13 protein-coding genes are annotated in these 14,597 nt (G+C 62.4%); 6 read left to right on the forward strand and 7 right to left on the reverse strand.

The annotated features are described in order from the left end of the window. Positions 1-17: 17 nt before the first annotated feature. The 4 genes from istB to ACXJKJ_RS04785 all read right to left on the reverse strand — a co-directional run bounded on the left by istB (position 18) and on the right by ACXJKJ_RS04785 (position 4,373). The gene (gene istB / locus ACXJKJ_RS04770) at positions 18-809 is read right to left on the reverse strand and encodes an IS21-like element helper ATPase IstB (RefSeq protein WP_457389277.1); all 792 of its coding nucleotides are present in this window, start codon (positions 807-809) and stop codon (positions 18-20) included. Beyond that, positions 802-2,334 carry an IS21 family transposase gene (gene istA / locus ACXJKJ_RS04775; RefSeq protein WP_457389278.1) on the reverse strand — a complete coding sequence of 511 codons (1,533 nt, stop codon included), beginning with the start codon at positions 2,332-2,334 and terminating at the stop codon, positions 802-804. The genes istB and istA overlap by 8 nt, the downstream gene beginning before the upstream one ends. A 264-nt stretch (positions 2,335-2,598) precedes the next feature. Next, on the reverse strand, positions 2,599-3,198 hold the full coding sequence (locus tag ACXJKJ_RS04780; RefSeq protein ID WP_457389279.1) for a histidine phosphatase family protein: 600 nt from the start codon (positions 3,196-3,198) through the stop codon (positions 2,599-2,601). Continuing rightward, positions 3,195-4,373 carry a hypothetical protein gene (locus ACXJKJ_RS04785; protein ID WP_457389280.1) on the reverse strand — a complete coding sequence of 393 codons (1,179 nt, stop codon included), beginning with the start codon at positions 4,371-4,373 and terminating at the stop codon, positions 3,195-3,197. Before ACXJKJ_RS04785 ends, ACXJKJ_RS04780 begins: the two co-directional genes overlap by 4 nt. Before the next feature lie 125 nt (positions 4,374-4,498). On the opposite strand from ACXJKJ_RS04785, the gene ACXJKJ_RS04790 reads away from it, so the two are divergent. The 6 genes from ACXJKJ_RS04790 (at position 4,499) to ACXJKJ_RS04815 (ending at position 10,368) form a co-directional block, all read left to right on the forward strand. Next, positions 4,499-4,810, forward strand: a complete 312-nt coding sequence (locus tag ACXJKJ_RS04790; RefSeq protein ID WP_457389281.1) for a hypothetical protein — start codon at positions 4,499-4,501, stop codon at positions 4,808-4,810. A gap of 150 nt (positions 4,811-4,960) precedes the next feature. Next, positions 4,961-5,638: a hypothetical protein gene (locus ACXJKJ_RS04795; RefSeq protein WP_457389282.1), complete on the forward strand. Its 678-nt coding sequence runs from the start codon at positions 4,961-4,963 to the stop codon at positions 5,636-5,638. After that, on the forward strand, positions 5,583-7,544 hold the full coding sequence (locus ACXJKJ_RS04800) for an integrase catalytic domain-containing protein (protein ID WP_457389283.1): 1,962 nt from the start codon (positions 5,583-5,585) through the stop codon (positions 7,542-7,544). Before ACXJKJ_RS04795 ends, ACXJKJ_RS04800 begins: the two co-directional genes overlap by 56 nt. A 5-nt stretch (positions 7,545-7,549) precedes the next feature. Continuing rightward, the gene (locus tag ACXJKJ_RS04805) at positions 7,550-8,509 is read left to right on the forward strand and encodes a TniB family NTP-binding protein (RefSeq protein ID WP_457389284.1); all 960 of its coding nucleotides are present in this window, start codon (positions 7,550-7,552) and stop codon (positions 8,507-8,509) included. After that, entirely contained in the window at positions 8,496-9,464 is a 969-nt protein-coding gene (locus ACXJKJ_RS04810) for a TniQ family protein (RefSeq protein WP_457389285.1), read from the forward strand. The genes ACXJKJ_RS04805 and ACXJKJ_RS04810 overlap by 14 nt, the downstream gene beginning before the upstream one ends. A 55-nt stretch (positions 9,465-9,519) precedes the next feature. Continuing rightward, positions 9,520-10,368 carry a TniQ family protein gene (locus ACXJKJ_RS04815; RefSeq protein WP_457389286.1) on the forward strand — a complete coding sequence of 283 codons (849 nt, stop codon included), beginning with the start codon at positions 9,520-9,522 and terminating at the stop codon, positions 10,366-10,368. A gap of 298 nt (positions 10,369-10,666) precedes the next feature. Here ACXJKJ_RS04815 and ACXJKJ_RS04820 read toward each other — a convergent pair whose 3' ends face one another. From ACXJKJ_RS04820 to ACXJKJ_RS04830, 3 genes are read right to left on the reverse strand one after another with little or no spacing between them, the layout of a single operon-like run. Continuing rightward, complete coding sequence (locus tag ACXJKJ_RS04820) at positions 10,667-12,574, reverse strand: KGGVGR-motif variant AAA ATPase (protein ID WP_457389287.1); 1,908 nt, start codon at positions 12,572-12,574, stop codon at positions 10,667-10,669. Further along, on the reverse strand, positions 12,574-13,281 hold the full coding sequence (locus ACXJKJ_RS04825) for a hypothetical protein (protein WP_457389288.1): 708 nt from the start codon (positions 13,279-13,281) through the stop codon (positions 12,574-12,576). Before ACXJKJ_RS04825 ends, ACXJKJ_RS04820 begins: the two co-directional genes overlap by 1 nt. A gap of 45 nt (positions 13,282-13,326) precedes the next feature. Then, entirely contained in the window at positions 13,327-14,580 is a 1,254-nt protein-coding gene (locus tag ACXJKJ_RS04830; protein ID WP_457389289.1) for a hypothetical protein, read from the reverse strand. Positions 14,581-14,597: the final 17 nt, after the last annotated feature.

Genomic DNA, 14,597 nt, shown 5'->3' on the forward strand with positions numbered 1-14,597 from the left:
GTTCGAGCCTCTCGGGCTCAGGTTGTGGGTAACTTCCTCGGTTTGGACTCCTTCTTGGTGGTGGGTTGAGCTGAGCTGTTCTTGAACCGGTAGCTGTCGTTGCCGGTTTCAAGGATATGGCAGTGATGCGTGAGCCGGTCCAGCAACGCCGTGGTCATCTTGGCGTCGCCGAAGACGCTGGCCCATTCGCTGAAGCTCAGGTTCGTCGTGATCACGACGCTGGTGCGCTCGTAGAGCTTGCTCAGCAGATGGAACAGCAGCGCGCCGCCAGACGCGCTGAACGGCAGGTAGCCCAATTCGTCGAGCACGACCATGTCCATGTGGGCCAGCCGGTGCGCCATCTGGCCGGTCTTGTTGCAGACCTTCTCCTGCTCGAGCTGGTTCACGAGCTCGACCGTGGAGAAGAAGCGCACGCGCCGCCGATGATGCTCCAGTGCCTGTACGCCGATGGCCGTGGCCAGGTGGGTCTTGCCCGTGCCAGGCCCGCCGACGAGCACGACGTTCTCGGCGCGGTCCATGAAGTCGCCCAGGTGCAGCTGCCTCACGAGAGCCTCGTTGACCTCGCTGTGGCTGAAGTTGAAGCCGGCCAGGTCGCGGTAGACCGGGAAGCGGGCCTGCTTGAGCTGGTAGGCCACGGCACGCACCTCGCGTTCAGCGGTCTCGGCCTTGAGCAGCTGGGCCAGCAGCGGCTGCGCAGCCTCGAAGGCCGGCGCCCCTTGCTCGGCCAGCTCGCCCACGGCGTGGGCCATGCCGAACATCTTCAGCTCGCGCAGCGCGACGACGAGCCCATTGATCTTGGTGTCACGCATGGCGCACCTTCCTTTCATTGCGCAGGTCGTCGTAGCGCGTCACGTTGGCTTGGGGTTCGGTCGTCAGGCGCAGGGCCTGTGGCGCGTCCACCGGCGGTGGATCGGCCTTGCCATCGAGCAGCCGGTGCAGCACGTTGATGACGTACATCTTGGTCGGCACGCCGACCTCCAGCGCCAGCTCCACGGCCGCCAGCACCGACTGCTCTTCGTGGTGCAGGACCAGGGCCAGCACCTCGACCATCTCCCGGTCGCCGCCTGGCTTCTTGAGCAGCTCGGTCTGCAGCTTCTTGAAGGCCACTGGCAGCTCGGTGAACGGCGCGCCGTTGCGCAGCGCGCCGGGCTTGCGCTGCAGCACGGCCAAGTAGTGCCGCCAGTCGTAGATCGTCTGGCCGATCGTGTCGTGGCTTCGCTCGATGACCCGCTTGTGCTCGCAGATCAGGTTGCCCTCGGCCGCGACGACGAGCCGGTCGGCGTAGACGCGCAGGCTCACCGGCCTGTTGGCGTACGACGCCGGCACGCTGTAGCGGGTTCGCTCGAAGGTGACCAGGCACGTCGGTGAGACGCGCTTGGTGTGCTCGATGAAGCCGTCGAAGGGGCGAGGCACTTTCATCAGCGTGGGCTTCTCCAGCTGCCAGACGTCGTGCACCGTGCCGGGCTGCTGGCCGTGGGAGATCTCCTTCCACAGCGCCAGGCAGCGGGCTTCCAGCCAGGCGTTGAGCGCGTCCAATGACGGGAACGCCGGCACGGGCTGCCAGAGCCGATGCCTCGCATCGCGCACGTTCTTCTCGATCTGGCCCTTCTCCCAGCCCGAGGCCGGGTTGCAGAACTCGACCTCGAAGAGGTAGTGGCTGACCATCGCGGCGAAGCGCGCGTTGACGTCGCGCGCCTTGCCGCTGAGGACCTTGTCCACGGCGGTCTTCATGTTGTCGTAGATGCCGCGCCGGGGCACGCCGCCGAACACGCGGAAGGCGTGGTTGTGCGCGTCGAACAGCATCTCGTGGGTCTGCAGCAGGTAGGCCCGGACGTAGAAGGCCCGGCTGTGGCTGAGCTTGAAGTGCGCCACCTGCAGCTTGGTGCGCTCGCCGGCCAGCACGGCCCAGTCCTCGCTCCAGTCGAACTGGAAGGCCTCGCCGGCGTCGAAGACCAGCGGCACGAAGGTGCCCCGTCCGGTGGTTTGCTTGGCCTCCTGGCGCTTCTGGGCCCAGTCGCGCGCGAAGGCCGCCACGCGGTTGTAGGAGCCGTCGTAGCCGAGCGTCACGAGCTCGGCGTGGATCTGCTTCAAGGTGCGCCGCTGCTTGCGGGTCTTGCCGGCCTCGGTCTTGAGCCAGTGGGTCAGCTTCTCGGCAAACGGGTCGAGCCGGCTCTTGCTGGCCCGCTTGGTATAGGCCGGCTCTTGGTCGCCGCTGCGCAGGTACTTCCTGATGGTGTTGCGAGACAGGCCGGTGCGTCGGGCTATCTCGCGGATGGACAGCTGCTCGCGCAGGGCCCACCGCCTGATGACACTCAGTGTCGCCACGTCAATCACTCCAGTGCTCCTGCCGCAAATAGCGGCAGGCTAGGGTTCATACGTGGGTCAGGTTTGAACGGAAATCACTGAATGGGGTGGGTCAGGTTTCGGAGGAAATCAACACGGGGTCAATTTCCGTGGAAATCCGGAACGATTGACCCACCCATTGCCGCCGCAGCGGGCGGCGCGCCGCAGAATGAAAAGACCCGCCGGGTCGGGGCGGGCTTCTCAGACTGTCGGCTGTCTGCTGGCGGAGGCAGAGCCATCGTCTCCTGCAGCAAGTCAGCGATGTATAGGGAGCGGCACTAGCTCAAGCGGTTCGCAGTGCGGGACCGGACTTTTAAGGTCAAAGTCCCGGAAGCTCGGCATCTCCTGCCCGCCACCCGAGCGGGACCGCCGCCAGCGCATTGCATTGATGAACTGTCCATGGCCAAAGAGAAGGACGGTGCGGTGGTCAGAGCCTCCGGCGACCTGGTCCAGGCGCACGATCGTGTTGTCGACGCGCGCAAGGAACTCGTTGAAGCTTTCAGCACCCTCGTCATCGCATCGATCTGGGTCCGCCAATGCCCAGTAAGCCTCAACCCATTCCCGGCGTTGGTCAGCGGTGGTCCCTACACATCGGGCCGGGGCCAGGTAGGTGAACTCCTGGATGGGCCATTCCTCGACTCGCGCCGATGGAAAACGCCGCTTGGTCGGCAGCGCCGTGGCCCTCGCTCTCTCGGCCGGCGAGACCAGGATGAGGCTTGGTGCCTCTGCCCATTGCAGCGCGAGATCCTCGGCCTGCTGACGGCCAAGCTCGGTCAACTCAATCGACAGCGGGTCCAGCGTCGCGGCGCCGGCGTTGGCCACGCTCTGCCCGTGACGACAGCAGAAGATCTTCATTCGGCCTCGTCCGATGGTGCGGCCACTAGGAAGCTAGCTGCTCGACTGAGCGGATCTGCCTGGGCGGCCGGATTGACTGTGAATTTCGCGGCAATGATCTTTGAAATGCCTGGATAGTGTGAGGCCCAAAGATCTCTGCCAGATCGAACTGCGTCAGGAGGATGTTCCCAGTGTTCACCCACCGCCAACATGTTTAGTGCCCAGGTATGTAGCCAGATGTCGGGCGTCGCGAACTTTCGGTCGTCCGCTCGGGCAGACGTACCTTCGGATATCACCCGGACCGGGTTGAAGGCGTAGTAGTAGTCCTCTCGGTAGGCGAAGTCGAGAAACCATTGGCCTGCGTCCTGCCGCTGCTTCTCTGTCATCTCGCTGAACGGCTGATCCTTCATGTGCCGCAGTCCCTGCGCGTAGTGCAACGCCAGTTGATAGAAGCAGCCGGCGGGGTAGCCTGGTCGTGCGCCGTCATGCCACGCCAAGGCCATCACACGCTCCTCCACCAATTCGAGCAGCGGCCGCGCAATGCCGCCATCGTGTAGCCGTTCGCTCAGCATCAGCAGAATCCGCAGCACACGGCGGCCCCAGTCAAATGCTGCGGCCGACTCACCTTCGACATGCGCGATGCGGACCATGATGACGGCGGCGGCGAGTGCGTCGAAGCTGGCGCGGCGTTCAAGCATGTCTGCCAGCCCGCGGTCTATGGTCAAGCCAGGAAATCGGTGCGGGCGCGGATCGGTGCCTCGTCGCCTGACGATCGCTTGGATGTCCGGGGCGAGTGGCAGCACCAGGTCTTCCAACTGGCGCCTGGTCAGTGGCCGCAGCGTCAACGCTGCCCACAGTGGACTGTCCAGGCAGGCGTTCGCGCCGGCATACCTGGCCTCTACCTTGTCGAGTGCCGCATCGGGTACATGCCGGCCGGCGAAGTAGTGCCGCCATTTGTTGTTGTTGAACGGCCGACCGTCCTTGTTCTTGCGAAACGTCTCGGATTCGAAAAACCGTTCCAGCGCCCGAGGCGATGCCAAGCCAGTCCTTGCTTGCAGTGAGAACGCCCAGAACACCGTCTTCAGCGCGTCGGTGATGTCCTTCTTGATCGGTTTCGGACTTTCGCGGGAAGCCGCGAAACCGCTCCGCTGACGGAACTCCGCCAACGAAAGGCGTGCAGATTCAAGGGCTTGCATGTTGCTGGCGGGGCGGTGGGAGGAGTAACGCGGCACCCGTAACGCTACCTTTCTCGACCGCCGGATGGAGTCTTCATAGGATGCGTGACTAGGCAACACCTGCCCCCTCAGACGCAAACTGCACAGTGGAAATCGACAGCGAAGACAAGCTGGCTCAAGAGATTGAGCGGGGCCTTCATGAGCGGCACGGGCCGATGCTCGGTGGGGCTGCGCTGTATCGCGCGCTGGGATTTCCGACGGCCGCAGCGATGCGCCAGGCCATTTCGCGAGGCCGCGTGCCGGTTCCCCTCTTCGACATCGAGAAGCGCCGTGGGCGCTTTGCGCTCACGCGTGACGTGGCCCTCTGGCTTGCCCGCTGCAGGACGAAGAGCCTGACGCAGAGCATGCCTCCCCAAGACGCTGCCGCCTCGACGGCGACGAAGGAGAACGACATGTAGAAAAAACGCCGATCACCCTTTCGAATGACCGGCGTTTTCCGCCGGGAGGTACTCCCAACGGGTTTGGCGACTCGAGTATCTCCTTGTGGTTAGTGCTGGTCAAGCTCGCCCCTACGCCTGGCGTCGGGGCCACTCACCGCAAGGAAATCCATGGACACCCCCGTCCGTCGGCTCATCAAGCCGACCACGCCTCGGACCGTCCACCTCCTGAACCTACGAGGCGTTCTGCCCTCACCCGTTCAGGCCGAGGCCACCACCGAAAGCGCTTTTGTGCAGGTCGCGGCGCTATGCCCAGCGACCCGGCACATCGCGTCCCAGCCCGAGACCCTGCAGCTGCCAGGTCAGACCTACACGCCCGACTACCGCCTCGAGACCCTCGACGGCCGGACGTCGGTATGGGAAGTCAAGCTCGAAGCCAAGGTGCCCAAGTACCGGGTGCTGTTCAACCTCGCCGCGCGGCACTTGGCCGAGCGCGGCGAACGGTTCTTCGTCATCTCCGAGAAGACGCTGCGCCGGCGGCAGCAGCATGAAACCGTCCGCCTGGTGTTGCGCTACGCCAAGGGGCACTTCGACCCCCGCGACCTCGCGCGCGTCTCGCAGCACCTCCGTGCACATCGCGCAGGCGCCTCCATCGAGGCGCTGATGACCGAGTTCGGCGTCACTCGCGAACTGCTGTTTCACCTGATCGCCACGCGCGTCATCACGTTCGTCGGCCCTGTGACCACGGCTTCTCACAGCCGACTCATCCACACCGAATTCCTGGAGAACAAAGATGCCGTTTACCTTGCACGCTGGCTTGGTGTTTCGCCGTGGCGCACGAACGCTTGAGCTGATCCGCGAGCTGCCGGACGGCAGCTGGAGCTACGAAGACTGTCACACGCGTCGGCCGAACACCATACCGAAGCACAAGCTGCTGAAGAGCATCTGGGCCGGTGACATCGAGTTGGTCGGCCATGACGCCGCCCCCGCGCCGCGGCAAGAGAAGACGTCCGCCCTGCCGCTACTCGCTTACGAGAGCCTCAAGGGCGCGAAGCTCGAAACCTTCAAGCGCAAGATGGGTTACGTGGTCGCGATCCGACAGGCCCACCTCAGCCGCGGCATGCGCCGAGCCATCGAGCGCTTGGTGAAGCAGGTCGCGCAGCGTCTGGCAGATCCGAAGCCACCCGCCGCCAGCACCGTGATGCGGTGGCTGCGCAAATTCGAGGACGCGCAGCACGCCCCGCAGTCCTTGGTCGACGGCAATGCGCGACGAGTGCGTTCGAGCAAGCTCCATCCCGAGATGGACCGCCTGGTGACCGAGTCGATCCGGAAGTACTACTTGACGCTTGATCGCTTTTCGCTGCGCCATACCTTGACGATGGTTCGGGCGCAGGCGAAGCCGCTGGTCATCGCGGGCAAGCTGTCGGAAGCCGAGGCGCAGATCAGCCTGAGCACGTTGTCAAGACGCGTGCAGGGTTTGGACCGCCGTCGCGTCATCGAAGCGCGCTACGGTCCGGCGCGTGCCCGGCATGACACCCGCACCACGATGGACGGCACCGTGGCGAAGTACCCGCTGGACGTGGTCGAAGTCGACCACACGCCGCTGAACTGGGTGGTGATCTGTGATCGCACTGGCCTGCCTCTCGGGCGGCCGCTGCTGACGGTTGTGATCGACGCCTACTCGAACTACCTGCTCGGGTTCTACGTGAGCTTCTACGGCGCCGGGCTGAGCAGCGTCAGCGGCGCGGTGAGGTGCGCGTTGCAGCCGAAGGCCGACATGGTCGCCGGCATCAAGCTGGAAAACTCATGGCTCGCCGACGGCATCCCGGACCATGTGATGCTCGACAACGGCATGGAGTTCCATTCGCCCGTGTTCCAGCGCATGGGCTGGGAACTCTGCAGCCATTTCACGTATTGCCGCGTCCGCACGCCGTGGCTCAAGCCGCACGTCGAGCGCTTCTTCGGAACGCTGGACAACTTGACCCTGACACGCGGCCGCGTGCACAAGCGTGTGGCCAACGTGGTGAACCTCGATCCCGACAAGGACGCGGCCATCATGTTCTCGGCGTTCGTGCGCGGGCTGGTGATGTATGCGGTCGACTTCCACCCGTTCCAGGTCAACGAACGCAAGCTGGCGCGACCTTACGACCTCATGCAGGAGGGTTTGATCCGCGTGCCGCCCGCGCGCTTCCCTCATGACCTGGAGCGCCTGCGCATGGTCTCGGCGCTCTCCAAGCAGTTGACAGTGCACCAGGGCGGTGTCGAGCTGCATGGGCTCCCGTTCGGCGGCGCCGAGTTGTTGCCGATGCGCCAGGCGCACGGCGCCCGCTTCAAGACGTGGGTCAAGTGGGATCCGGACGACATGTCGCAAGTCTGGGTCCAGGACCCGAAGACCGAGCACTGGGTCGGCAGCCCATGCCGATGGGGTGAGTACGCCAACGGCCTGAGCTGGAACCAGCACCTTCAGATCCGCAAGTTCGCCAGGCAGGAACTAAAAAGCAGCGGGGCCTACGAGTACCTCGAAAGGGCGCGGTTGCGCCTGCACGAGCACTGGCAAGAGTCGGTGAGCTGGAAGACCCGGGCCGACCAGAAGGCTGCCGCACGCTATTCCGGCGCCACGTCGTCCCGGGTGTTCAGTGGCACGACATCCGAACCACCCAGGCCTGCTCCGGCACCTGTCGAGCCCATCAGCGCTCAGCAGATCAAGGCTTATTCCTTCGTCGACAACGTCGACTTCCAGGTCATCGACTTCTGAGCATCATGAGCAATTTCGACATCATCGACACCGGCGACGCTGCAGAAGACGAGGCGCGCCAGATCGCGGCGCGCCGCATGTTCATGTACTCCGAGCAGGCGCTGCTCGCGGCGGACGAGGTAGACCGCAAGTACGTGCTATTCCCGGACCTGCACGCTGTCCTGGGCGCGCTGGACCGGGCCTATCAGCTGTCCCTGCGAGTCAGTCGGCCCCAGGGCATCCTGATCTCAGGGCCGCCAGGCACTTCCAAGACCAGCATCTCCGAGTATTTCCGCAGGAGTCTTCCGACGTCGAAGGACATCATCGACGGCTGCGGCGCACTGGGCATGCGACTGCGCTCGAACCCGTGCGCCGGCGCCATCGTGTCGCTGCTGCTCCGTGCCATCCGCCACCCGTTCACGGCCATCCGCAAGGGGCGCTTCGAGAGCATGCGCGACATCGCCTTCGAAGCGCTGCAGCAGCTAGGCACGCGCATGATCTTCATCGATCAGGCGCACGTCCTGGAGCAGGGCACCCGCAAGTCCCGAGCCCCGAAAGGGATCGAAACGACTGCGTCCGAGGTGCTGCGCGACTTGATGGATGAGACCGGCATTGCGCTGGTGTTCCTGTCCAGCAGCAGTTTCGGTGGCCTCGAGAACGTGGACGCATCGCTGGCCGACCGCGTTTCAGTACGCCTGAACCTGCGGCACTTCGAGGACGATGCCACCTGGGGCCAGTTCCTGGCCGAGATCGGCAACCGCACGCGGTGCATCGATTTCAGGATCCTGAGCGACAGGGAGTTTGCGAAGCTCACGCACAAGGCGGTGCTCGGCAACCGGCGCCGCACCAAGCTGCTGCTCACCGAAGCGGTGCTGGTCGCCATCGACGCCAAAGCAGAGGCCGTCGACCGCGGGCACTTTGAGTTGGCATTCCAGCGCGTCAGCGGCGCGTCCAACCAAGTGGTGAATCCCTTTGCCGCCGCGTGACCTCGGCCGGCTGGGCGTAACCGTCGCACTCCAGCCCGGTGAATCGGCGATGAGCTTCGTGTTGAGAGCGTTCCAGGCCAATGGTGTCGAGTACGAGAAGGGCATGCGCTGGATGGGACTTGATCGGCGGCAGTCCCTTGGCGACGGCGACGTCGCCGTCTTGGCATGGGCGCTCCACGCCGATGCCGACGACGTGCGAAACCGCCTGGCGCTGCTCGAATGGCGTGGTGGGGGTCGATGGGTCCATCTTGCGGGGCAACGGCTCAGCCGGTGGGTCGCGCCCACCTCCATGATTGCGAAGGTGTGTCCCGTCTGCCTTCGCGAGACCGGGTTTGCGCAGATCGCTTGGATGACGCGTGCGGTGCCAGCTTGCTGCCGGCATGGCTACAGCTTCCTTCAAGCCTGCGCCAGTTGCGGCAGGCCCATCCGCTGGGCCAGGCCTGCGTTGCGCATCTGCCGATGCGGGCGGTTCCTCAAGCCTGCGGGGGAAGCCAAATCGGTGGAACCGGAACTCGCCGTGTGGCTCCGTTGGGTGGAGGCCGTACTGCAGGGCGATGCGGTGGCAGCGCGAGGTGCGATGCGAGAGCTGCCGCGGCTCCTGCACGACCTGACGCTCGACGGCGCGTTTCGGCTGGTCGAAGCCTTCGGCCTGCTGGAGCGGCCGGGGGACCCGGTTCGCAATGTTCGGCACAGCGCGGCGAGCCTGGTGGAAGTCGGCGGTGTCCTCGTGCGCGGCATGCGGCGGCTCTTCGAGCTGGGGCGGGCGGAGGCCGTCGCGCCTCACGTGTTCGACGCCGTCCATCTGCCGGTCCTCGGAGAGCTTGCAGACGACTCGGCGGCCGAGACGGACGGCCAGCGTGCCGCGTGGCTGCTGGACATTCATCGCGCAGCGCGGTCATCGGGCGTGCGCCGTGTCGGCGCACGTCCTCGGCGGCAGATGCCATTGTTTCTATGAAGCGCGTTCGACGGGGCTGGGCCTCGGCGTGGCCGCAACTGCCGCTGTTCCTCACATGACCACAGATCAAGTCATTCGCCACGGTGTGCCCATGCCCATGGGTGACGAAGCGCCGAGCAGCTGGTTGAGTCGGTTAGCGTTGGCGCAAGGTTGCTCACTGGAAGCGCTTCTTGACTTCTTGGGTCTCGAATTTCGTCGCGACGCAGATCTGCAACTGCACGGTCTGGCGCTGACTGAGCTGAGGCTGAAGTGTGGCCTGCCGACTTCGGCGTTCCTCGCAGCGGACCGCGCCATGACCAGACTCAACAAGAGCTGGCTTGGCGCGAGCGTGCTGTGTGGCCATCACACGAAAACATCATGCTTCCACTACTGCCCTCTATGCATGAGAGAAAGAGACCCGCCTTCCTTCCCTATTCATTGGCGCTTCCTCGACTGGCGATACTGCCCGGACCACGGTTGCCTGATGGAGTCGAGCTGCTGGCATTGCAAGCGTTCACTGCGCTATCCGTTGGACATGGCTGCTACGAAAGCCGGCAGCTATGGACATGGATCACAGCGGCGCTGCCAGCGTTGCTCAGCGGACCTTGGCGCGGCGACACCCATTCCCGCTGATCCGTCGCGCCCGGGTGTCGTGTCGGACATCGAAGCTCATTGGATGCTGGCCGGGCGTGAGATCGTCAAGCTGGTGTGCCGCCCAATATCCGACAAGGAAATCCCTTCTGAAGTTCAACGCTCCATTGAAATGAACTGGCTTCCGACGGCCGGTCAATGGGAACAGGTCGAGCGCCGCCTAAGGTCATCGAGCGGCCACTCTGTTGTACGGGGCTCAAAAGCTCAGCACGGCTATTCGCGGCTGCGGCCTAGCTGGGCCGGCAGGACTTTCCAAGTCGTCGAGCCGCCATGAAGCGGCTTCGGTCAGCCCCTTCACATTTCGAACCCTGGTTCAGCCGGCGACGTAGACGGTTCGCCGAATGGTGTCCGCCGTTTATGCGCTCGCCTTGGTCATACGGGAGATCGGTTGGGACCGATAGCGTCAGCGCCGTGCGTGCGCCCCATCGCCAACTGCTGGCGCAGTGGCCTCCCGAAGACGCCAGCGCATCTCAGGAAACAGCAGCGAGGGTCGTATCGCCGGTCACCGCAGCTCGCGCTTAACGCCGAGAATGCCGCCTGGCAGCGCTTGAACAATTGACCTTGCCCCGCGCTCACATTTCATGAAGTCGCCTGGATACAGCATCCGACCGTGCAAGTCCCCAGTCGAACGCCTTTGCGAACGACATTCCTCGCGAAGCTATCCGCTGCAACGTATCAAACGAAACGGCACCTATTCCAACTTCCCGCAGGTCGTCGGAGACGGCTTCCCAATATGATTCTGTCAGTTGACCAGTGCGTATCAAATTACTTACTGCGTCAGCAATTGCACGCCCCCACTGAGTGTCTTCTTTAGGATAGATTAGCCCAACCGGCACAGGCCCATTTTCATAATAAACTTGCCGATAGCCTTGTTGCCTCGCATATTCCCTTCCGCTTGGAAGCGACTTCAGAAGATCCACACCGGTGCCGTGATCGATGACCAATAGAAAGTCTCTTAAGACACTATTTTTCAGGTCCTCTGGCTTCTCCTTTTGACCCACCAAGTGAACTGAGTCGTCTAGAAGGAGCTCCGCCATAATGCGCTGGCATTCGGTGGAGGAGGATGTATCTTTGACCGTTTGCAGATGTCTCGCATTGAAAGGAACGCCCTTGATCTGGATTCCACTTCTAAAGAGGGCGATCAAGGCATCCCGCAGTGTCCATTTCTTATAGTGATCACGCCTGTTGTAGGCGCGTGTGAGCACGTCGTCGAATTCGGTTCCCGCCTCAACGAACAGCTCGAATGTACTCACATAGCCAAATGGGAAATAGCCAAGAAGAAGTTCGCGACTTCTTTGGATGTAGTAAGGATCACAACAAAAATCAAAGGCGCCGCTGCGCATCTGTTCAGGAACACGCGCCCAAATAACATCTGCAGATGGAACGGTTGTATAGCCGAAACCGCTTTCCTTGGAGCGATTCAGTAGCATCCACAATAGATCGTCCACCCATGCGTTGTAGGCGCGTCCTTCCACATACCGCTTGTTTGCGACGATCAGATGCTGTTGTGGTCCTTTTCGAGTCGATCGGAGCGACATTCGGTCCAAAATGGGCATTGGAGGCTGCAGTTCGCCGCCCTCTTGAAGGTTCTCCGGCAGGTTGAGCTGATCGAGAACTTCCATCACTCCTCGGTCTTGCCCGAAGAGTGTTTTGGCCGCCCCCACCATGTCGTTCATGAGCGTGGATTCGGCTAAGCTTCTTTGCTGATTAATCGCCGGCCTGTCGTCAACCTCGAAACTCACATCAGTATGCAAGACGAGAACTTTCGACTCTTCAACGTTCGGCAGGTCCCGCCTGAGTCGCTGACGAAACTCTTTCTCCAACTTGGCCCCATCCCGACTAGTAGATACGCGAGATATCACAGGGAAAATCTCGGTCGGAATGTCTTGTGAATCGTTGCCAAAGGCTACCGACCTCATGACTCCAAGAGAGCCGTCATAGCTCTCACTGGAGCAGGAGAAAAGGCATATCGCGGCGTCCGTCAACAACTGGAGCGCCACGCTGCTCACATGGGTGAGTCCGGTTCGCGCGTCTATCAGCAAATAGTCGGGCTCGAATTCGGCCTGTATCGATGCCTTAAGGAGGGAGAACACGTCGATGCCGGCATTTTCCTCGCCGTCGAACATATTCCGCACATCGAACCCACCCAACAGATCCAGATATTCTCCGGTAAATGGCGAACCTGCGGCCATTAGCCGGAGGTTGGGCTGTGTCTCATTGACCTTAAAAACGTACTCCCCCCAAAGTCGTTTGGGAGGAGCGCCAGTTCGAAGGGTTTCAGAGATGAAGTTGATTGCGCCTTTTCTTGGAAGATCAGCAGGTCCTCCCGGCGAAAGCTTGTAGTGCAGGCCAGGTGCTTCGAAGTCCAAGTCCAGTGCAAAAACCGACTTGCCCGAGCGCGCAAGAATGTGAGCCATGCTGGCCAGCAGCATGGACCTCCCGAGACCTCCTTTGTAGGAGTAGAAGGTCAGAGTTTTCATTAGCGGCGCGCCGGCTGTTGAGCCATCCCGCTGAACACTGTCCTAAAGAAGCTGGGTAGTGCCGGCGCTGCGGCTGGGCTAGACGCTGGGCGCTCACCCGCGCTGGTCATGAGCTCCAATTTCCTACGCGATCGGGTGGCTTCAGCGGTCTGAGCGAGGTGCGGAGGACGGCGTTCTGCTGGGGGGCGCACCTCGAGCTCCTTCTCGCACTTAACACGACGCTCAATGTCGAGCCGAAGAACCTCTTCCCGTAGTTCGGCCAACCGATGCCTTTGGTCGTGCTGGTTTGAACCCTCGAGCTCTCCCTTGGCCCACTCCAGATTGCTCCACGCCTCGTCACGCCAAAACTTCGCCTGGTCCCCRTCGAATACGCCACCTTTGACTGCCGTCCGCAGCTGATCCAGTGCCTTTTCGGCAAGCGCGATCCCAGCTGGTGGCTTGCCATTGCTTCGGACACTTGGAGTTGCTGGCAGCAGCGCCAACTGAGCGCGAATCTGAGCCTTGCCCAGCTCGGTCAGCTCGTACCGCTTTGGCTGCCCTCCCTTGGCTCCTGTAGTGGATGACTCAGATTCGAGCCACAACGGTGGACACCTGTTCACCACGGTCTGGACCGTGTTCCCAGTGATGCCCGAGGCCTCCGAAAGCTGCGCGATCGTGAACGATTCCAGCTCCAGAATCTTGTCCAGGACTGTGAGTTTTTTCAGCATGATGCTTCCCCCCTGGCAGACACTCTAGCAATCGACATTCGTTTGTCAAGTGAATGGCGAATCGGCAGCGGCGATGGCTTGAACCTGTCGTGCGAACTTCACAGCGTGGCGCTTTGGATGCGCAATCAGGCTCTCCAACGAGCGTGTAATGCTGTGTTTTTTAACAGCCTCATCCACGAGCTCGTGGGATGGCTTCGCGAAGCACTGCACCATAGCGCTCACGAATCGCCCTCGTTCCTCGTGGGTCCACGAGGAGTCAGCGTTCAGCGCGGTGGACGCAGTAAGCAGGGTCTTAGCAGCGACCGATTCCAGATCCGTCACCTCTCCAGCCAACTGAATCATGAGCATTTTTCGAAGAGCCTCAAGGGCGTTCTTCCCCTTGATGTAGTCGTTAACTTCGGGAAACAGACTGGCTGAGGCGCCATAGCGGCGCATGTGCAAGAGGTCCAGAGCACCGAGGAATTCGCTGCGGTAGAGGTAAGCGACGTGCTGGCCGCCGAGGCACTCGGCAGGGGGGACCTGGTTCGGGAGGCGATTCAGCTCACCCCGCAGCGCGGCGACGCCTACGCAGTCCATCCACCCTTCATGGAAAGCAATCGACTGCAGCCCTTGCTGCACATTGACCGCGCAAAAGCCATGCGAGAAGCACTCATGGAACAGCACGGTCACGATTCCCAAGTAGTCGCTGGGTCTCCACTTACCAGCCGACAGCTTGATGCTGACGAGGCGGCAGGTTCTACCACCGCGCGGGGCGGCTTCTCGGACGCTACCGTGCAGCACGGAGTCCATCATCTCGTTGTGAGCCTGCTCGAATCCCGTCTCTAGGATCAGAAGCGGCTCAGCAGAAGCGGATAGGCCATAGAGACGGCCAGCCAGCTTCGCACAGTAATCGAACAGCTCCGTGATGGGCTGCAAACACAGGCCTCTATCTGTCACAGCCGCGAGGTCCTTGACCTGATCTGCGACCTTGAAGGTACAGACGTGCGCGCTCGCGCCGGCCTGCGCGGCACAGCGTGTGCAGATCGAGTTTCCAGTTCCTCGGGCTGCTGCTTTTAGCAAAGCGCCTTGGAAAAGATCGTCGGCCTCCGCGAAAGCCTCTTCTATCTCCGCAGCCACTGCGTCGAGATAGTGCTCAAGAGAGGAGGTTGTCGGCGTTGCGTGACCACCGCGTTGCCGCGGTACCTTGGTGCCCGCGACGTCTCCGAGCAGGCCGAAGATATCCTTCGGCACCCCCTCCTCGGTCAGCACGGACAGTGGATGGCCGAGCTTGAGCGCCTCCTTGGACGCATGGAGGTGCAACGTGATCGGAAGGAGGT

The organism is Roseateles sp. P5_E1 (assembly GCF_054049335.1).